This is a genomic window from Citrobacter sp. BIDMC107, from assembly GCF_001037575.1.
GTDB classification, from domain to species: domain Bacteria; phylum Pseudomonadota; class Gammaproteobacteria; order Enterobacterales; family Enterobacteriaceae; genus Citrobacter; species Citrobacter freundii.
In genome coordinates this window covers 252,582-271,400 of record NZ_KQ089849.1, presented here as the reverse complement: position 1 = coordinate 271,400, position 18,819 = coordinate 252,582, and the positions used below count along the sequence as shown (strand labels likewise).

The window sequence follows — 18,819 nt, the reverse complement described above, 5'->3', positions numbered from 1 at the left end:
ACGGCGTGCATTCTACCTGCGGTAATAGAAAATTAACAGGCGCGATTCCATTTCTGCCAGGCGAATTTGGCAACGGTGGCTGAGGATGGCTTTGTTCTCATCATTAGTATGTTGTAACTAAAGTAAGATTTTTTTAAAAATTACAACCCATCAAGTCCGCGAATAGGCTTAATGGTTGACCATGAGCGACAAGATGGGCAGTGCCAGTACAGTGTATATGCGGTAAATCCGCACTTCTGGCAACGATAGCGCGGCTTGCTGCGCACCTGCTCCCCGACCATATCGCGCAGAACCATCAGGCTCTCTTTCGCGCGCCCTTCTTCTGCTTCGTTAAGATGGTAATCCATTAATTTGTGGAAAACGCGCATCGTAGGATGGCGTTGTAGTTGGCGGGTAATATAAACCTGAGCGGTATCAGTCCCCTCACGCGCTTCAAGAATATCGGCCAGCATCAGCTCGGCGGCGGCGCCAGTATTCTCTTCAACGGCCCGACGTAAAAACTCTGCCCACTCATCGGTTTTCCCCAGATGCTGGTAGCAGCTTTGCAGCATTTCCAGCGTTTCGCTGACCAGTTCTTTATCCTGAGAAATCACGCGTTGCAGACTTTCAACGGCCTTCGCGTACTCGCCTTTCACCATGTACACACGGCCCATCATGATAGAAACCCGGGCACTGTTTTTGTCTGCCGCAGCCCCTTTTTTCAACAGCGCCATGGCGCGATCCATATCGTCGCTGCCCATCTGCTGTAAGGCCAGTTCGCAGTAGAAGTGGGCTATCTCAATACGCTGTTTATCTTTGCCTAGCTTCACCAGACGTTCTGCGACATCAATGGCTTTCTGCCAATCGCTGGTCGCCTGATAAATTTGCAGCAGTTGCTGTAATGCACCGACGCGAAAATCTGTTTCATCGGTAAGCTGATTGAACATGTCTTCCGCGCGGTCGTACAGACCTGCGGCCATGTAATCGCGCCCCAGCTGTTGTACGGCCAACAAACGCTGCTCGTAGGTCAGCGAAGCACTTTCCATTAACGTTTGATGGATGCGGATTGCGCGATCGACTTCACCGCGCGAGCGAAACAGGTTTCCGAGAGTGAGATGAGCCTCAACGGTGCCCGTATCCTCTTTTAGCATATCGAGGAACAGATCCACCGCTTTGTCTTGTTGGTTGCTCAGGAGGAAGTTAACCCCGGCGACATAGTCACGGGAAAGACGGTTAGCTTCATCCTGCTTGGTTTGTTGCGCACTTCTGCGACCCATATACCACCCATAGGCAGCGGCTACAGGTAAAAGCAGAAACAACAACTCCAACATAAATAATTATTCCTTCACAACCGACGAATCGGCAGAAACCGCAACGTCGGTCGCAGGCGTAAGCTGGTTTTCCAGTCGTTTGATTTTACGTTCGGCGCGCGCAAGAGACACACGAACCTTCAGCCAGAAAAGGCCGCAAATTAACCAACCAATCGCAAAACCTGCGGCAAACAATACAGCAAGCAGCGTAGAGATACGATACTCACCCTGAGCCAGCAGGTAATTAAACGTAACCTGTTGATCGTTTTGCGCACCTAATGTCACCGAAATAACAAAAATCGCCAACACCAGTAAGAAAATGAGTAAATATTTCACATTACTTCCCGTTATGTGGTTTAAGCGAATAAATCGTGTACAACTTACCGCGTTGAGCCCTTTAAATTACCATTTTCACAACGAGTGCGAAATGGAAAAGCGCTTTCCGCTTTCTGATTTAAGGGCAAAATTTGAAAAATCAATCATAGCTAGCTTTCTTGCTCGCGTTGCGCGATTTCTTTTGCCTCCTGCACAGGCGGCGTAAGTGGTCCGCATACTCGCTGCGCGAGCCAGGTCGCCAGCGTTACCAGCAACCATGAAATCAGCGTTGCAACGACCAAATCACGCGGCCAGTGCATGCCCAACAGCAAGCGGCTACCCATAACACCTGTCGCCCAGATAAGCAAAAACACAATCGTCAGCGTACGTCGGCGTGGCCATAACAGCCCTACTGCCAGTAAAGCCCAACTGGCAGCAAACATCGTATGTCCTGACGGAAAGGCAAAACCCGTTTCTTTTTGCCAGTGCTTACGTAGAAACGTCGGAATATCCTGTTGTTCGCCCAATTGCTCTTTAACTAAGTTGCCACGATCTTTACGTTTTAAAGTGTAGAACTCATCAACCGGGATATGGTGCGTTTTTTCCAGCCATACGACAAAGGGCCGAGGTTCCTGCACCCTGTCTTTAACCCAGGACTTCACACCCTGACCGACTAAAATTGCCACGGCCAGGATCGCAAACAGCATTACCGCAGCTTTCAGACGAAAACGCAGACACCACAGAAACCATGCGCAGAGCACAACGTGAGTGATAATCCCCCACGGCTGCGTCACCGTTTCCGTTACCCAGTACAGAGATTTTAGCCACCAAACGTTGTGTCCCGGCTGCCAGCTCCAACCCGATACCCATACAGCAACCGGCATAATAAGTAGCAGCCCGGCCCCGACCGCAGTGCGCTTTGCAATTGACAGCATTGCCTCTCCTTTCGTCGATAAGTCTCACAATCATAACTGAAAAAAGTGCATGCCGGGAAAATTGACATTTTTGTGCCATTCCAAAGGCGAATCCGTTGTCGCGATTAGGTGAACATCGTTGCCTTATGGCAAAATAGTGCAATACAGAACAAGAAGCCAACAGGCGACGGCACGACAGTGCCAGCATAATCTGGAGAATTACATGCAGCTTAAACGTGTGGCAGAAGCCAAACTGCCAACCCCCTGGGGTGATTTCCTGATGGTGGGATTTGAAGAACTGGCAACCGGACACGATCACGTCGCACTGGTTTTTGGCGATATCACAGGTCAAACGCCTGTTCTGGCGCGTGTCCACTCCGAATGTCTGACTGGCGATGCATTGTTTAGCCTGCGTTGCGATTGCGGCTTCCAGCTCGAAGCGGCTCTCACCCACATTGCTGAAGAAGGGCGCGGTATCCTGCTTTATCATCGTCAGGAAGGACGCAATATCGGCCTACTCAATAAAATCCGTGCCTACGCGTTGCAGGACCAGGGTTATGATACCGTTGAGGCTAACCATCAGTTGGGCTTTGCGGCAGATGAGCGTGATTTCACGCTGTGTGCGGATATGTTCAAGCTGCTGGGCGTGGACGAGGTTCGTTTGCTGACCAATAACCCGAAAAAAGTGGAAATTCTGACTGAAGCGGGAATCAATATTGTTGAACGCGTGCCGCTGATTGTGGGTCGTAACCCGAACAATGAACATTACCTGGACACCAAAGCCGCCAAGATGGGGCATTTGCTGGGCAAGTAATGGTTGTTACCGCCGATAAAAAAGCCTGCTCTCGCAGGCTTTATACATTTTAATTCAACATATTACGAATCACGTAGTGCAGAATACCATCGTTTTGGTAGTAAGTTAGCTCCGTCGCGGTATCGATACGGCAGCGGCATAAAATCACCTCTTTACGTCCATCTGAGCGAACCATATTCACCGGCACTGTTGCGCCCGGCTTGATGTTTTGCAGGTCCGTAATATCGATCGCTTCCTCACCTGTTAGTCCCAGCGTTTTGCGCGTGACTCCCTGTGGAAATTCCAGCGGCAAAATCCCCATACCAATCAGGTTAGAACGGTGAATTCGCTCAAAGGACTCAGCGATAACCACGCGAACCCCCAGCAAGCGCGGGCCTTTTGCCGCCCAGTCGCGACTGGAGCCAGAGCCATACTCTTTCCCGGCAATAACCGCCAGGGGGATATTCTCCTGTTGATATTGCATAGCCGCATCATAGATAGCCACTACCTCAGTTCCCGGCAAATGACGCGTCATCCCACCTTCCACTCCGGGTACCATCTCATTACGAATACGAATATTGGCAAAGGTACCGCGCATCATCACTTCATGATTCCCGCGGCGTGAACCATAGGAGTTGAAATCTTTACGCTCAACGCCGTGGCTTTGCAGATAACGACCTGCCGGGCTATCCGGCTTAATACTGCCGGCAGGAGAAATATGGTCGGTGGTGACGGAATCCCCAAGCATTGCGAGGATACGCGCACCATGAATGTCCTGGACCGGATCCGGCGTAGCCTGCATACCATCGAAGAACGGCGACAAGCGGATATAAGTTGAGTCAGACTGCCAACCATAGGTATCAGCCCGATCAACCTGGATAGCTTTCCATTCTGGCGTACCTTCAAAGACTTCAGCGTATTCTTTATGGAACATGGCGGTAGAAACCTGCTCCACGGCACGGGCAATTTCCTGAGCCGTCGGCCAGATATCTTTCAGATAAACGGGATCGCCCTTTCTGTCATGGCCTAACGGATCTTTCGTCAGATTGATATTCATATTCCCTGCTAGCGCATAGGCCACCACCAGCGGCGGAGACGCTAACCAGTTGGTCTTCACGAGCGGATGGATACGCCCCTCAAAGTTTCGGTTGCCGGAAAGCACGGCGCCAACGGTGAGATCGCCTTTTTTGATGGCTGTCTCGATAGGATCGGGTAACGGACCCGAGTTACCAATACAGGTGGTACAGCCATAACCTACAAGGTAAAATCCCAGCTCATCAAGGTACGGCGTGAACCCAGCCTGCGCCAGATAATCAGACACCACCTTCGATCCTGGCGCCAGCGAGGCTTTCACCCACGGCTGACGTTTCAAACCAAGCGTCACTGCTTTTTTCGCCAGCAGTCCCGCCGCCATCAATACGCTTGGGTTGGAGGTGTTGGTACAGGAAGTGATAGCTGCTATCACCACCGCACCGTCCGGCAGCTTATACTGCTGACCGCTCATGGTGTAGTCCACGGGCTGACGGTCTTTCAGCGAGCTATTTACTTCGAGTTCATTACTTGCCGAAAACGCTTTCGGAACATCAGCCAGTGCCACCCGATCCTGCGGACGCTTCGGTCCGGCAAGGCTAGCTTCCACACTGCCCATATCCAGCTCCAGTGAACTGGTAAATACGGGTTCATCCCCTGGATTACGCCACATGCCCTGCGCTTTGGCATAGGCGCTGACCAACTCAACCTGCTCCTCACTGCGTCCACTCAGACGCATATATTCAAGAGTGATGCCATCGATCGGGAAGAAACCGCAGGTTGCGCCGTATTCCGGCGACATGTTCGCAATGGTTGCCCGATCGGCCAGCGGTAAGGTGTCGAGGCCATCACCATAGAATTCAACAAATTTACCGACCACGCCGTGCTTACGCAGCATCTGGGTAACGGTTAAAACCAGGTCGGTAGCGGTGATACCTTCCCGCAGTTTGCCCACTAGTTTAAAGCCCACAACATCCGGGATAAGCATAGAGACCGGTTGACCCAGCATTGCTGCTTCAGCCTCAATGCCTCCAACGCCCCATCCCAGCACACCGAGACCATTAATCATTGTCGTATGGGAATCGGTACCGACCAGCGTATCGGGATAAGCCACCCACTCACCGTCCTGTAACTCGCTCCAGACGGCTTTGCCAAGGTATTCAAGGTTTACCTGGTGGCAAATACCCGTTCCCGGCGGTACAACGCTGAAGCGACTAAATGCCTGCTGTCCCCATTTCAGGAACACATAACGTTCATGGTTACGTTCCATTTCCAGGCGAACGTTTTCTTCGAAAGCATCATCATCACCAAAACGGTCCACCGTTACCGAGTGGTCAATGACAAGGTCCACTGGCGAAAGCGGATTCACTTTTGCCGTATCTCCCCCCAGTCGTTTCACCGCTTCGCGCATGGCGGCAAGATCGACCACCGCCGGCACGCCGGTAAAATCCTGCATCAGAACACGAGCGGGTCGATAGGCAATTTCACGATCGGCATGGGCGGTCTTCAGCCAATGCGCGAGAGCATGAATATCATCTTCGGTAACGGAATTACCATCCTGCCAACGAAGCAGGTTTTCCAGCAACACTTTTAGCGATTTGGGTAGTCGGGTGATATCACCCAGTGATTTAGCAGCCAGACGTAAACTGTAGTAGCGGTAGGTTTTATCTTTAACCTGCAATGTGTCCTTACTGGCTTCTCGTAGGGTCGACGACATAGCTCCTCCTTAAATGACAGGGTTGGATCCCCTGATTTTCCTCAGGGTTAGTATTAAAGATAACACAAACAAAATGTAACGCTTTGATAACAACTCAAAATGATAAAAGTAGCGGGCGATATAAAAGCGCGAACTGAGGTCGATGGTAAGGAGGAAGGTCTAGCCGTGTAGATTAATAGGATGAATATTCAGCAGGCAATAGAGCAATGGATAATACGTTGATTAGGTTGTTGATGACGATTACATAGATAAATGATTCGATATTCAAGGGCACAAGGTAATCGTTATTATTATAAAATACGTACGAATTATTGTTTCTGTTCATCATCATCAGTTAACAGATCAATAAACGCCCGTTGTTCAGGAGAAAGGTTCCAGGATTCGGGTACCTTCTGCCCCTTCTCTGCGACGGTTTTGCTCTCTTGTTCATGGTCATGAGGCGATAGCGTTTCGGTAGAGTGCTGCTCTGGTGCGGACATATTTACCCCCACACATTCCAGGCCACGAGTGCGACAACAATCCAGAATATCGCAGAACCAAGAAATACGGCGAACCAGGCTTTACGTTTCATCACCGGATCCCTGCGTGCTGGCTGGTTTCCTGAAGGCATCGCTAACCTCATACTATCGAAATCACTTATCATTTAGGCACCAAACAATCGGTACAATTAATCATCAGATAGGAGGAATCCTAATAAAAAAGGCGAAAAAAAGCCAGTTAATTTTCTGACTCGTCCTGATAAATAAATCGATTGTTTGATCGGTTATAAATATTTGAAAGGAATTTTTGGCAAGCTGACTAATTTGAAACTACTTTAGAGAACTTTTTCCACAAGCTATATATGGTTAATTTATCCACGGTAAATTATCAATTAATTCAGTGTTTCCCGTCGGTATCGCTTTATGCTTATGGATACCGACGAGGTTACAGTCGTTATTATTTCTCAGGCAATTTAATATCATTAAACATGGCTTCAATATCATCGTTGGAACGCAGCGCCACCGCCGTGTCCACCACATCACGCGTCAGATGCGGCGCGAAACGTTGAATGAAATCATACATGTAACTGCGTAAGAAGGTGCTGCGACGAAAACCAATTTTGGTGGTGCTATGGCTGAAGATATCGTGAGCATCCACGCGTACCAGGTCAGGATCGGAAACAGGATCAACCGCCATACTGGCAATCACGCCCACGCCAAGGCCCAGACGGACATAGGTTTTAATGACATCAGCATCGGTCGCGGTAAAGACAATACGTGGCTCCAGACCCGCGCGGTTAAACGCGGTGTCCAGCTCCGAGCGTCCGGTAAAACCAAACGTGTAGGTCACCAGCGGATACTGTGCCAGTTCCTCAATAGAAACCGAAGATTTTCCCGCCAACGGATGATCCGGCGTGACGACGATCGAGCGGTTCCAGTGATAGCAAGGCAACATCACCAGGTCGTCATACAAGTGCAAGGCTTCCGTCGCGATAGCAAAATCTGCATTTCCTTTAGAAACGGCTTCGGCGATTTGCGTCGGCGATCCCTGGTGCATATGCAATGAGACGCGAGGATAGCGCTCAATAAAACCTTTAATCACGTTCGGTAAAGCGTAACGCGCCTGAGTATGCGTAGTGGCGATATATAACGAGCCTTTGTCCGGCCAGGTATGTTCGCCAGCAACGGACTTAATGGCATCCACCTTCGACAGAACTTCTCGCGCAATACGAATAACTTCCTGCCCTGCTGGCGTAACCTGCGTCAGGTGCTTACCGCTACGGGCGAAAATCTGGATGCCAAGTTCATCTTCCAGCATACGAACTTGCTTACTGATACCGGGCTGCGAGGTATAAAGCCCTTCCGCTGTTGAGGAGACATTAAGGTTGTGGTTCACCACCTCAACAATGTAGCGAAGCTGCTGTAATTTCATGTTATGCCATCCCGATTCGCGCCATCAAATCATCGTTTCAGTGCAGGCTCGCGGGCGCTGCTAATACGATTTAATAATAAAAAGTCTGTTAACTATAACCACTATATCATTTCTATGTACGCTGTATAGGTATGACAAAAAATAATATGCGAGAAACAAAAAGGGCCGCTTACGCGACCCTTTGAGGAGAAATTCAGCCGAAACGCTGTTATTTCTTCCCTTCTACCCATTTGCCGTCAACGAAGAACGCGGACCAGCCAGTCGCCTTACCGTCTTTCTCAGCGGCAACGTATTGCTGCTTGGTTTTACGGCTGAAACGAACCATGGACTTGTTACCATCCGGATCAGTTTGCGGCGCATCTGCCAGATAACGCAGTTTTTCCGGCAGGCGATCGCGGAAGCGGTACAACTCTTCCACCAACGGCGCACGAGTCTCACGTGATTTCGGGAACGTATTGGCCGCCAGGAAGATACCTGCAGCACCATCACGTAACACGAAATACGCGTCAGATTTTTCACACGGCAGTTCCGGCAACGGAACTGGGTCTTCTTTCGGCGGAGCGACTTCACCGTTACGCAGGATCTTACGGGTGTTTTTGCACTCGTCGTTAGTACACGCCATGTACTTGCCGAAACGTCCCATTTTCAGGTGCATTTCAGAACCACATTTTTCGCACTCGACGATAGGACCGTCATAACCCTTGATACGGAACTCGCCCTCTTCGATCTCGTAGCCGTCGCAGGTTGGGTTATTACCACACACATGCAATTTACGCTTAGGATCGATAAGATAACTGTCCATTGCCGTACCGCACTTCTGGCAGCGGCGTTTGGCGCGCAATGCGTTCGTTTCCGCGTCGTCGCCTTCCAGCACGTTCAATACTTCGTTTTCCGGCACCAGGTTAATGGTGGTTTTGCAACGCTCTTTCGGGGAAAGTGCATAGCCGGAGCAACCAAGGAAAACGCCGGTACTGGCGGTACGAATACCCATCTTGCGTCCGCAGGTCGGGCAATCAATGCTGGTCAGCACCATCTGGTTCGGACGCATACCGCCTTCTTCAGGATCTTTCTCGGCTTTATCCAGTTGCTGAGTAAAATCAGTGAAGAAGTTGTCGAGTACGCCCTTCCATTCGGCTTCTTTATTCGCCACCTGGTCGAGGCTATCTTCCATCTGCGCAGTAAAATCGTAGTTCATCAGTTCGCGGAAGTTTTCTTCCAGACGATCGGTGACGATTTCACCCATTTTTTCAGCGTAAAAGCGACGATTTTCAACGCGAACATAACCGCGATCCTGAATCGTAGAAATGATCGACGCATAGGTAGATGGGCGACCAATACCACGCTTTTCAAGCTCTTTAACCAGCGAAGCTTCACTGAAGCGCGCAGGCGGTTTAGTAAAGTGCTGTGCTGGCGTCAGTTCGATAAGCGTCAGCGTATCGCCTTTGTCCACCGCCGGTAAGATGCGATCTTCATCGCCTTTACGCAACGCTGGCATCACTTTCGTCCAGCCATCGAAGCGCAGAATACGACCGCGCGCCTTCAGGCGGAAATCACCCGCACCCACGGTGAGCGTGGTGGAATCGTATTTAGCTGGGGTCATCTGACAGGCAACAAACTGGCGCCAGATCAGCTGATACAGTTTTTGCGCATCAGCTTCCATATCTTTCAGCGATTCCGCCTGTACGGCGACATCAGAAGGACGGATAGCTTCGTGCGCTTCCTGCGAGTTCTCTTTGCTGGCGTACTGGTTCGCGTTTTCCGGCAAATATTTTTTACCAAAATTATCGCTGATGTAATCGCGAACCATGGTCACTGCATCCTGGCTCAGGTTGGTTGAGTCAGTACGCATGTAAGTGATGTAACCCGCTTCATACAAACGCTGCGCCATCATCATGGTTTTCTTCACACCGAAGCCGAGACGCGTACTCGCAGCCTGCTGTAGCGTGGAGGTAATGAACGGTGCGCCCGGCTTGCTGCTGGTCGGTTTATCTTCACGTTCCAATACGCTATAGCGCGCTTTTTCCAACAGGCTAACAGCGGCAAGCGTTTGTTCCCGATTTACGGGACGGAACGGCTTATCATTTTGATGCGTCACCTCAAGCGGCAACGCGTCGCCGCCCGGCGTGGTCGTGTTAGCATCAATTTCCCAGAACTCTTCTGGAACAAATGCTTTGATTTCGCGTTCACGCTCAACCACCAGACGCACAGCCACAGACTGTACGCGACCGGCAGACAGACCGCGTGCAATTTTTTTCCACAGCAGTGGCGACACCATATAGCCCACAACACGGTCCATAAAGCGGCGCGCCTGTTGCGCATTAACACGATCGATGTTCAACTCGCCCGGTTTTTCAAACGCCTGGCGAATAGCATTTTTGGTAATTTCATTAAACACCACGCGGCTGTAGCGGGTGTCGTCGCCACCGATGACTTCCCGCAGGTGCCATGCAATGGCTTCCCCTTCGCGGTCAAGGTCAGTTGCGAGATAGATGTGGTCGGCTTTTTCAGCCAGTTGCTTCAGTTCAGAAACAACTTTCTCTTTACCAGGCAGCACTTCATAGCGCGCATCCCAGTTGTGCCACGGGTCAACACCCATACGGTTGACGAGAGCGCCACGTTCATCCTTTTTGGGCTTTTTAGCCGTTTTGGTGGAGGTTGAGTCGGCGCTCTTTTTAGTTGCTGAGCCACTGGTCGGCAAATCACGGATATGACCGACGCTGGATTTCACCACGTAGTCATTACCCAGATACTTGTTGATCGTTTTGGCTTTTGCCGGGGACTCAACGATGACAAGAGCTTTACCCATATTCACCTTTACCTAATTTGATTCTTCCAGAATGCGTCGCACGTTGATTCACCTTCCACTGGCGACGAGACATCGATATGGTCTCTGCGTCGGCGGATATCAACCCTTTAAACTGATTCGCGCTTGTAATGTAACTCTCATGTAACTGAGTTAACAGGCTTTTTTTCTCACAAACGCTCTAGCACGACGAAGTATTGGTCGAATGTCAAGCAAATCTGTTGCCAGATTGACGAAAGCGTCACACTGTACCTGATAAAATGCGTTACGCAACTTTATTAGCATGCAAAAACAAATCTCGCCAGTTGTAACACTGTCGTAAAACCTTCATTTATGTCAGGGAATATTTGCCCATAAGGCGGGCTCAGCGTAGACTAATGTCCTTGTTTAAGGAGTAAATCATGCATAAAGACACTCAACCCATCGATCGCGAAACACTGCTGATTGAAGCCAACAAAATCATTCGTGAGCATGAGGACACGCTGGCGGGGATTGTCGCCACCGGCGTTACGCAGCGAAACGGCGTGCTGGTTTTCAGCGGAGATTACTTTTTAGACGAGCAAGGGCTACCAACGCCCAAAAGTACGGCGGTGTTTAATATGTTTAAACACCTGGCGCACGTACTTTCCGAAAAGTATCACTTGATCGATTAACACGAGTAATAATTTGCCGGATGGCGGCATCGCCTTATCCAGCCTATATTGGTGCATATTTGTAGGCCGGATAGGAGATATATGAGCATCGCTATCCGGCAATGACAATTTTACATCAGTGGCTTCTGCCCCCGCTGCCACCAGCGCATCAGCAAACGATCGGCGCTCTCCGCCGCACTACCGGTAAAACGATCCATCAGCTTTTTACGCTGCAGATAGCGAACGTTCAACACTTCACGACCTTCCATCAGCCCGAGGATCACCTCATCGCTGGTATTGATCTCATCCACCAGCCCATTTGCCAGCGCCTGTTGACCAAACCAGTGTTCACCGGTGGCAACCTGCTCAATGTCCAGAGTCGGACGCATGCGCTGCACAAAATCTTTAAACAGATGATGCGTTTCGTTCAGATCTTCGCGGAATTTCTGCCGCCCTTCTTCCGTGTTTTCACCGAGTAAGGTCAACGTACGCTTATACTGTCCGGCGGTGTGCAGTTCGATATCAATATCTTTCCCTTTCAGGAAGCGGTTAAAGTTCGGGATCTGCGCCACCACGCCAATTGAGCCGACGATTGCAAACGGCGCCGAGACAATTTTATCCGCCACGCAGGCCATCATATATCCGCCGCTCGCAGCGACTTTATCCACCGTAACGGTCAGCGGGATCTGCTTATCGCGCAGACGTTGTAACTGGGACGCAGCCAGGCCATAACCATGTACCACACCACCCGGACTTTCCAGACGAACCACCACTTGATCCTGAGGTTTAACAACCGCCAGCACAGCCGTCACCTCTTCGCGTAATGCGCTGACCTCATGGGCATCCATACTGCCTTTAAAATCAAGCACCCATACACGAGGTTTATCTGATGACGTACTGTCACCCAGTTTCGCTTTTGCCTTAGCCGCTTTCGCCTCCAGCTTTTGTTTCTTTTTCTGCGCCTTATGCCAGAATTTTTGCTGATGCCCATCCAATAAGGCTAGCGACAGGTCTTCCTTCATCTCTTTATATTGATCGCTGAGGTTAATAACCCGCAATTCCCCACGCTGACGTTTGCGTTGTGTCGCGTTTACGATCAGCATCACCACCACTGCAATAGCCACCACGACAGTGACAATTTTTGCCAAAAACAACCCATATTCAGACAACAATTCCACGAGACCCACCTTGGTTAAACAACGCGACTTCCGCTCAGTGTACAACAGGCGTGTCACCTCGTCTTGCTTCATACATCCAGTGCTGAATCAGTAAAAAGCATGACAAAGCGTTCATTTTGCGGTGTTATTGCCTTTGGCTGATTGAAAAAGTACAGGGTTTAAGGCATAAAGCCCAAAAGTTATCGCGAACGAGATATCCAGGACGTCGCCGAGGAGTAGCCGTGCATTACCAACCTAAACAAGACCTTCTACAGGGCCGCATTATTCTTATCACCGGTGCCAGCGATGGTATCGGACGCGAAGCCGCGCAGACCTATGCACGCTATGGCGCGACCGTTATCCTGCTTGGGCGTAACGAAGAAAAACTGCGTCAGGTTGCCCGCACTATCGCCGATGAAAACGGAACACAACCACAGTGGTTTACACTGGATCTACTGACCTGTACCTCTGAAGAATGTCACCAGCTTGCGCAGCGCATTGCTGCACATTTCCCGCGTCTGGATGGCGTACTGCATAACGCCGGATTACTCGGCGATATTTGTCCAATGAGTGAACAAAACCCGCAGGTCTGGCAGGATGTGATGCAGGTAAATGTAAATGCCACTTTTATGCTGACTCAGGCATTGCTGCCGTTGTTACTCAAATCCGATGCCGGATCGCTGGTCTTTACCTCTTCCAGTGTCGGTCGCCAGGGACGCGCCAATTGGGGAGCATATGCCACCTCAAAATTTGCGACCGAAGGGATGATGCAGGTTCTGGCTGATGAGTATCAAAACCGTCATCTGCGCGTAAACTGTATCAATCCTGGTGGGACGCGAACTGGCATGCGAGCCAGCGCATTCCCAACGGAAGATCCGCAAAAATTGAAAACTCCCGCCGATATTATGCCGCTCTACCTGTGGCTGATGGGCGATGACAGCCGCCGTAAAACCGGTATGACTTTTGATGCCCAGCCGGGCCGTAAACCAGGAATTGCCCAATGAGTGAAGAACGCTATCAGCAACGTCAACAGCGCGTAAAAGATCGGGTTGACGCACGCGTTGCCGCAGCGAAAGATGAGCGCGGAATTATCATCGTGTTCACCGGAAATGGTAAAGGTAAAACCACCGCCGCATTCGGGACCGCCACGCGCGCTGTGGGCCATGGTAAAAAAGTCGGCGTCGTACAATTTATTAAAGGTACGTGGCCAAACGGAGAACGTAACTTACTTGAACCCCACGGCGTAGAGTTTCAGGTTATGGCGACAGGATTTACCTGGGAAACGCAGAACCGCGAGTCTGACACCGCAGCCTGTATGGCCGTGTGGGAACACGGCAAGCGGATGCTGGCCGACGATGAACTGGATATGGTGATACTGGATGAGCTAACCTACATGGTGGCATACGACTATCTGCCGCTTGAAGAGGTCATCAATGCCCTGAAAGCGCGCCCAGCCCATCAAACGGTCATTATCACCGGCCGTGGATGTCATCGCGATATTCTGGAGTTAGCTGACACGGTTAGCGAGCTGCGCCCGGTCAAGCATGCGTTTGAAGCGGGCGTGAAAGCCCAAGCAGGAATCGATTATTGAGTGTAGGCCGGATAAGGCGTTTGCGCCGCATCCGGCTCCACGCTAACGCCTGATGGCGCTTTGCTTATCAGGCCTGGTCATGATTAACCGTTGTTGCTGCGACCACCCGGACGACGGCTGCCGCCGACCTGAGAGTGGCGCTTCACCGCACGACGGATCTGATTCGCCTTCATGCGACGACGATCTTTCTCGACGGCCACTTTAGAGGTCGTTTCCGGCTTCAGGTCCACCAGTTCACGCAGATAGTTGGTCTGAGCAAGATCAAGCTCTGTCCAGCCACCACGCGGCAGGCCTTTCGGCAGCGGGATATCACCATAACGGACACGAATCAGACGGCTTACCTGTACACCTACAGCTTCCCACAGGCGGCGGACTTCACGGTTACGTCCTTCGGTCAGCGTGACGTTATACCACTGGTTGATCCCTTCACCACCGCTGAACTTGATCGTTTTAAATGCCGCCGGACCATCTTCCAGCTGCACGCCACGACTCAGATCGCGCAGTTTTGCATCATCAACCTGACCAAACACACGTACCGCATATTCACGCTCAACTTCGCGGCTTGGGTGCATCAGACGGTTAGCCAGTTCACCATCGGTGGTAAACAGCAGTAAACCACAGGTATTCACGTCCAGACGCCCTACGGCAATCCAGCGCGCATCACGCAGTTTTGGTAAACGATCAAACACGGTCGGACGACCTTCCGGGTCGTTACGGGTACACAGTTCGCCTTCTGGCTTGTAATAGGCCAGAACACGGCAGATTTGCTCCGCAGACTCTTTAACCGAAATCAGATGACCGTCGATACGGATTTTCAGACCCGGAGTGACTTCAACGCGATCGCCGAGCGTGGCAATTTTGCCATCAACGCTCACGCGACCCGCGGCAATAATAGATTCGATTTCACGGCGAGAACCGTGGCCAGCGCGCGCCAGCACTTTTTGTAACTTTTCGCTCATAGAGCTTCCTTTAGGTGTCGCCTTCACAGGCGTCTGGTATACTTTCTAAAACAACGAGTTAGCTAAAACATCAACTTAACTCACTGATCTGTAACTCTTTCATGGTACACAGCATGGCAAACAACGTGTCACACAAGCTGTCACACACAATGATTCGTGGGCGCACATACTACACTAACTTTAGACTAAATGATTCAACAACTTTTGTGCGCTTAAGTCTCAGTACTGATAGCCTAAAGCAAGCAGAAGTGATCATGAATCAAATCCGCCCTTTCATTCCCCTTGTGCAGAATGGAAAGATGAGCCTCGAAGAGTTCAAACGCAAAATGCAGGGCTACCGAGCCGCCACTAAGCAGGACTTTGACAACTACCTTCTACAGGCACTCGAAAGGGATGTTGACGAAGTGAAGCGTCTGCCTGAGTTAGGGCAATGGCACAGAAACATTAATCCTGATTCTCCTTTATCAGCTTCTGATACGATTTATGCAGCTCAAGGTTACTCAGAAGCACACTTCCAACGCATGATGAATGGTAGCGATCAGATGGCAAACGAAGTGCTTGCAAGTCTTCACATGAAGAAACTGGAACTTTCCAAGGATGATTTGCCCCTTGCTAATCAAGTGGGCGCTGCTCTTGATATGAGCCGCGCGACCGTCGCGCAAGCCTATGAAGCATTCTTTTCGAAAGATCTGCTGCAATATCGCCAACTCATTGTGTAGTGGTTTACTGAATTTGGCCACCTGAACAGAGGTGATATGCTCACCTCAGAACATTACAGGTGCCTCAATGAAAAAAAGAAATTTCAGCGCAGAGTTTAAACGTGAATCCGCTCAACTGGTCCTTGATCAGAACTACACCGTTGCAGCTGCGGCCAGTGCTATGGATGTGGGTCTTTCTACCATGACGCGATGGGTAAAGCAGTTGCGGGATGAACGACAGGGCAAAATACCTAAAGCCTCCCCTATAACCCCGGAACAGATTGAAATACGTGAGCTGAAGAAAAAGCTACAACGCATTGAAATGGAAAACGACATATTAAAAAAGGCTACCGCGCTCTTGATGTCAGACTCCCTGAACAATTCTCGTTAATCGGGAAACTCAGAGCGCAGTATCCTGTGGTCACACTCTGCCACGTGTTCGGGGTTCATCGCAGTAGCTACAAATACTGGGAGAAAAGCGCCGAAAAGCCAGACGGCTGGCGAGCTGTGTTACGCAGCCAGGTTCGGGAGCTGCATAACATCAGCCATGGCTCTGCTGGCGCAAGAAGTATCGCCATTATGGCAACCCTGAGAGGCTTCAGAATGGGACGCTGGCTTGCTGGCAGGCTCATGAAAGAACTGGGGCTGGTGAGTTGTCAGCAGCCTACCCACCGGTATAAACGTGTTGGTCATGAACACATCGCTATCCCGAATCGCCTTGAGCGACAGTTCGCAGTGACAGAACCTAACCAGGTGTGGTGCGGCGATGTGACGTACAGTGTGCCCGGAGTTCAGGGCGGGCATGGATGCTTAAATGAACCGCGAGTCTGTCTGGAATATTGAACCGGTAACTCACGATGAGAAACCCAACAATCCCACCGGGTGTGACGGTGGAGAACCTGAGCGGCAGTGACCTGCGGCATGCCCGCAGGGTGATGTAACCCGCTGACAACGGGGATTGAGGCGAGATCACTAAGCCGAGATGATCCTCAAGGTTAAGTACTGAAAGGCTGAAGAACATGAACCCGTTAATCCGCCTCTGTGGGTTGAAAACGTCACCACGGCCTACGTGATCTGACAGGCCGTGCAGGAGGAACTGGCAGTGATACGTAAGCACTGCCGGTCGAAGGTGTTTTGACATGTATGCGAAACACCGGGGCAGCAGCGTCTATCACGCTTGCGTTGCTGACTTCTGCCAACTTGCGGCAAGCAAGGATAAAGAGTGCGACGGGCAGCCTCCTCAGTATGCCTGAGTCCAGGCAGGTAAACCGGGGAAGGTCAGCGACGGATGTTAAGGGGGCATGGCTCCGATGACGCGCTGGCTGGCGGAGCTTCCGTAGTAGTCCGCGATGGGGAAAGCCCATTACATGGCGAAGGGAAGCAGTTTGAATGTGTTTGCGACGTGAATTAACTGACCTAACGAGGTGAAGACCTTTGATAATCAGCGAAATGCAACGCAAGCTTGCCACATGGGCAGCCACCGATCCGTCCCTACGGATTCAACGGCTGCTGCGTCTGATAACACAACCAGAATGGCTGGCTGAAGCGGCGCGGATCACGCTTTCATCAAAGGGGGCGCATACCCCCGGCGTTGATGGCGTGAACAAAACAATGCTACAGGCCAGACTGGCTGTTGAACTGCAAATCCTCAGGGATGAATTACTCTCAGGCCACTACCAGCCCTTGCCCGCCAGACGGGTTTACATCCCTAAAAGCAACGGCAAACTGCGACCACTGGGTATCCCCGCGTTGCGGGATCGTATTGTTCAGCGGGCCATGCTGATGGCGATGGAGCCGATATGGGAGAGTGATTTTCATACGCTCTCATATGGCTTCCGGCCTGAGCGCAGTGTCCACCACGCGATCCGCACGGTGAAATTACAGCTCACAGACTGCGGTGAAACCCGGGGACGCTGGGTGATTGAAGGCGACCTGTCCAGTTACTTCGACACCGTACATCATCGACTGCTGATGAAGGCTGTACGCCGCAGGATCAGTGACGCACGTTTCATGACTCTGCTGTGGAAAACCATCAAGGCGGGACATATCGATGTCGGTCTCTTTCGGGCGGCCAGTGAAGGTGTGCCACAGGGCGGTGTTATATCGCCGCTATTATCGAACATCATGCTGAATGAGTTCGATCAATACCTGCATGAGCGCTACCTGAGCGGGAAAGCCAGAAAAGATCGGTGGTACTGGAATAACAGTATCCAACGGGGCCGAAGTACGGCGGTCAGAGAAAACTGGCAGTGGAAACCCGCGGTGGCGTACTGCCGCTATGCCGATGATTTTGTCCTCATCGTCAAAGGCACCAAAGCACAGGCGGAAGCCATCAGGGAGGAGTGTCGGGGTGTGCTCGAAGGCAGTCTGAAACTCAGGCTGAACATGGATAAGACTAAAATCACCCATGTTAATGACGGCTTTATCTTTCTGGGGCACAGGATCATTCGCAAACGCAGTCGTTATGGCGAGATGCGAGTGGTCTCAACGATCCCGCAGGAGAAAGCCAGAAACTTCGCCGCATCGCTGACAGCACTGTTATCAGGCAACTACAGTGAAAGCAAAGTCGATATGGCTGAACAACTCAACCGAAAACTGAAAGGCTGGGCCATGTTCTATCAGTTCGTTGATTTTAAGGCCAAAGTCTTCAGTTATATCGACCGTGTCGTGTTCTGGAAGCTGGCTCACTGGCTGGCCCGCAAATACCGTACAGGTATCGCTTCCCTGATGAGGTGGTGGTGTAAATCACCGAAACCGGGTCAGAGCAAAACGTGGGTTTTATTTGGTAAAACCAATCACGGCAAGCTCAGCGGCGAAATACTGTACCGGTTGGTGGGGCAAGGCAAGAAGCTGTTCCGCTGGCGGCTACCCGAAGGCAATCCCTATCTGAGGACGGAGACCAGAAACACGTATACATCGCGCTTTACAGAAGTGGCAATGGCGTTCGCCAGCATTTAAATGGAGAGCCGGATGCGCTGAAAGGTGCACGTCCGGTTCGGGGAGGAGAGGCA

The 18,819-nt window shown here is 51.1% G+C and carries 16 protein-coding genes and 1 pseudogene; 7 read left to right on the top strand and 10 right to left on the bottom strand.

All coding sequences use genetic code 11. The features are described from left to right. Positions 1-140 precede the first annotated feature (140 nt). From lapB to pgpB, 3 genes are all read right to left on the bottom strand, one after another. On the bottom strand, positions 141-1,310 hold the full coding sequence (gene lapB, locus SK39_RS22155) for a lipopolysaccharide assembly protein LapB (RefSeq protein ID WP_003020592.1): 1,170 nt from the start codon (positions 1,308-1,310) through the stop codon (positions 141-143). A 6-nt stretch (positions 1,311-1,316) separates the two neighbouring features. After that, positions 1,317-1,625, bottom strand: a complete 309-nt coding sequence (locus SK39_RS22150; RefSeq protein WP_003020595.1) for a LapA family protein — start codon at positions 1,623-1,625, stop codon at positions 1,317-1,319. 149 nt (positions 1,626-1,774) lie between these two features. After that, positions 1,775-2,539 carry a phosphatidylglycerophosphatase B gene (gene pgpB / locus SK39_RS22145; RefSeq protein WP_048217503.1) on the bottom strand — a complete coding sequence of 255 codons (765 nt, stop codon included), beginning with the start codon at positions 2,537-2,539 and terminating at the stop codon, positions 1,775-1,777. A 202-nt stretch (positions 2,540-2,741) separates the two neighbouring features. Here pgpB and ribA point away from each other — a divergent pair, with 202 nt between their 5' ends. After that, the gene (gene ribA, locus SK39_RS22140; protein ID WP_003020601.1) at positions 2,742-3,332 is read left to right on the top strand and encodes a GTP cyclohydrolase II; all 591 of its coding nucleotides are present in this window, start codon (positions 2,742-2,744) and stop codon (positions 3,330-3,332) included. Between the two features lie 49 nt (positions 3,333-3,381). Here ribA and acnA read toward each other — a convergent pair whose 3' ends face one another. From acnA to topA, 5 genes are all read right to left on the bottom strand, one after another. Continuing rightward, complete coding sequence (gene acnA / locus SK39_RS22135) at positions 3,382-6,057, bottom strand: aconitate hydratase AcnA (protein WP_048217502.1); 2,676 nt, start codon at positions 6,055-6,057, stop codon at positions 3,382-3,384. Between the two features lie 308 nt (positions 6,058-6,365). Further along, positions 6,366-6,536, bottom strand: a complete 171-nt coding sequence (locus SK39_RS27425) for a hypothetical protein (RefSeq protein WP_008322403.1) — start codon at positions 6,534-6,536, stop codon at positions 6,366-6,368. A 2-nt stretch (positions 6,537-6,538) separates the two neighbouring features. Then, the gene (locus SK39_RS26415; RefSeq protein WP_213165176.1) at positions 6,539-6,679 is read right to left on the bottom strand and encodes a YmiA family putative membrane protein; all 141 of its coding nucleotides are present in this window, start codon (positions 6,677-6,679) and stop codon (positions 6,539-6,541) included. 314 nt (positions 6,680-6,993) lie between these two features. Then, complete coding sequence (gene cysB / locus SK39_RS22130; RefSeq protein WP_048217501.1) at positions 6,994-7,968, bottom strand: HTH-type transcriptional regulator CysB; 975 nt, start codon at positions 7,966-7,968, stop codon at positions 6,994-6,996. Positions 7,969-8,176: 208 nt separating this feature from the next. Continuing rightward, positions 8,177-10,774 carry a type I DNA topoisomerase gene (gene topA / locus SK39_RS22125; RefSeq protein ID WP_003840713.1) on the bottom strand — a complete coding sequence of 866 codons (2,598 nt, stop codon included), beginning with the start codon at positions 10,772-10,774 and terminating at the stop codon, positions 8,177-8,179. A gap of 398 nt (positions 10,775-11,172) precedes the next feature. On the opposite strand from topA, the gene SK39_RS22120 reads away from it, so the two are divergent. Continuing rightward, complete coding sequence (locus SK39_RS22120) at positions 11,173-11,424, top strand: YciN family protein (protein ID WP_003020616.1); 252 nt, start codon at positions 11,173-11,175, stop codon at positions 11,422-11,424. A gap of 110 nt (positions 11,425-11,534) precedes the next feature. On the opposite strand, the gene sohB is transcribed toward SK39_RS22120, so the two are convergent. Continuing rightward, on the bottom strand, positions 11,535-12,581 hold the full coding sequence (gene sohB / locus SK39_RS22115; protein WP_003843986.1) for a protease SohB: 1,047 nt from the start codon (positions 12,579-12,581) through the stop codon (positions 11,535-11,537). 221 nt (positions 12,582-12,802) lie between these two features. On the opposite strand from sohB, the gene SK39_RS22110 reads away from it, so the two are divergent. Continuing rightward, entirely contained in the window at positions 12,803-13,564 is a 762-nt protein-coding gene (locus SK39_RS22110) for a YciK family oxidoreductase (protein WP_003843987.1), read from the top strand. Then, positions 13,561-14,151 carry a cob(I)yrinic acid a,c-diamide adenosyltransferase gene (cobO, locus tag SK39_RS22105; protein WP_016150337.1) on the top strand — a complete coding sequence of 197 codons (591 nt, stop codon included), beginning with the start codon at positions 13,561-13,563 and terminating at the stop codon, positions 14,149-14,151. Before SK39_RS22110 ends, cobO begins: the two co-directional genes overlap by 4 nt. Before the next feature lie 83 nt (positions 14,152-14,234). Here the strand turns inward: cobO and rluB are convergent, their stop codons facing one another. Continuing rightward, entirely contained in the window at positions 14,235-15,110 is an 876-nt protein-coding gene (gene rluB / locus SK39_RS22100) for a 23S rRNA pseudouridine(2605) synthase RluB (RefSeq protein ID WP_016150338.1), read from the bottom strand. A 254-nt stretch (positions 15,111-15,364) separates the two neighbouring features. Between rluB and SK39_RS22095 the strand changes: the two genes are divergently transcribed. From SK39_RS22095 to ltrA, 3 genes and pseudogenes are all read left to right on the top strand, one after another. Then, positions 15,365-15,829 carry a hypothetical protein gene (locus SK39_RS22095; protein WP_053069603.1) on the top strand — a complete coding sequence of 155 codons (465 nt, stop codon included), beginning with the start codon at positions 15,365-15,367 and terminating at the stop codon, positions 15,827-15,829. 67 nt (positions 15,830-15,896) lie between these two features. Further along, positions 15,897-16,585, top strand: a pseudogene (locus SK39_RS26950) (IS3 family transposase); the annotation flags it as partial. 672 nt (positions 16,586-17,257) lie between these two features. After that, complete coding sequence (gene ltrA, locus SK39_RS22085) at positions 17,258-18,766, top strand: group II intron reverse transcriptase/maturase (RefSeq protein ID WP_001189111.1); 1,509 nt, start codon at positions 17,258-17,260, stop codon at positions 18,764-18,766. Positions 18,767-18,819: the final 53 nt, after the last annotated feature.

Bases quoted from the DNA above. Each gene is read 5' to 3' on its own strand.
- acnA (WP_048217502.1), bottom strand. From the start codon at position 6,057: ATGTCGTCGACCCTACGAGAAGCCAGTAAGGACACATTGCAGGTTAAA.
- lapB (WP_003020592.1), bottom strand. From the start codon at position 1,310: ATGTTGGAGTTGTTGTTTCTGCTTTTACCTGTAGCCGCTGCCTATGGG.
- SK39_RS22120 (WP_003020616.1), top strand. From the start codon at position 11,173: ATGCATAAAGACACTCAACCCATCGATCGCGAAACACTGCTGATTGAA.
- ltrA (WP_001189111.1), top strand. From the start codon at position 17,258: ATGCAACGCAAGCTTGCCACATGGGCAGCCACCGATCCGTCCCTACGG.
- topA (WP_003840713.1), bottom strand. From the start codon at position 10,774: ATGGGTAAAGCTCTTGTCATCGTTGAGTCCCCGGCAAAAGCCAAAACG.
- rluB (WP_016150338.1), bottom strand. From the start codon at position 15,110: ATGAGCGAAAAGTTACAAAAAGTGCTGGCGCGCGCTGGCCACGGTTCT.
- SK39_RS22095 (WP_053069603.1), top strand. From the start codon at position 15,365: ATGAATCAAATCCGCCCTTTCATTCCCCTTGTGCAGAATGGAAAGATG.
- pgpB (WP_048217503.1), bottom strand. From the start codon at position 2,539: ATGCTGTCAATTGCAAAGCGCACTGCGGTCGGGGCCGGGCTGCTACTT.
- SK39_RS26415 (WP_213165176.1), bottom strand. From the start codon at position 6,679: ATGAGGTTAGCGATGCCTTCAGGAAACCAGCCAGCACGCAGGGATCCG.
- cobO (WP_016150337.1), top strand. From the start codon at position 13,561: ATGAGTGAAGAACGCTATCAGCAACGTCAACAGCGCGTAAAAGATCGG.
- ribA (WP_003020601.1), top strand. From the start codon at position 2,742: ATGCAGCTTAAACGTGTGGCAGAAGCCAAACTGCCAACCCCCTGGGGT.
- SK39_RS27425 (WP_008322403.1), bottom strand. From the start codon at position 6,536: ATGTCCGCACCAGAGCAGCACTCTACCGAAACGCTATCGCCTCATGAC.
- cysB (WP_048217501.1), bottom strand. From the start codon at position 7,968: ATGAAATTACAGCAGCTTCGCTACATTGTTGAGGTGGTGAACCACAAC.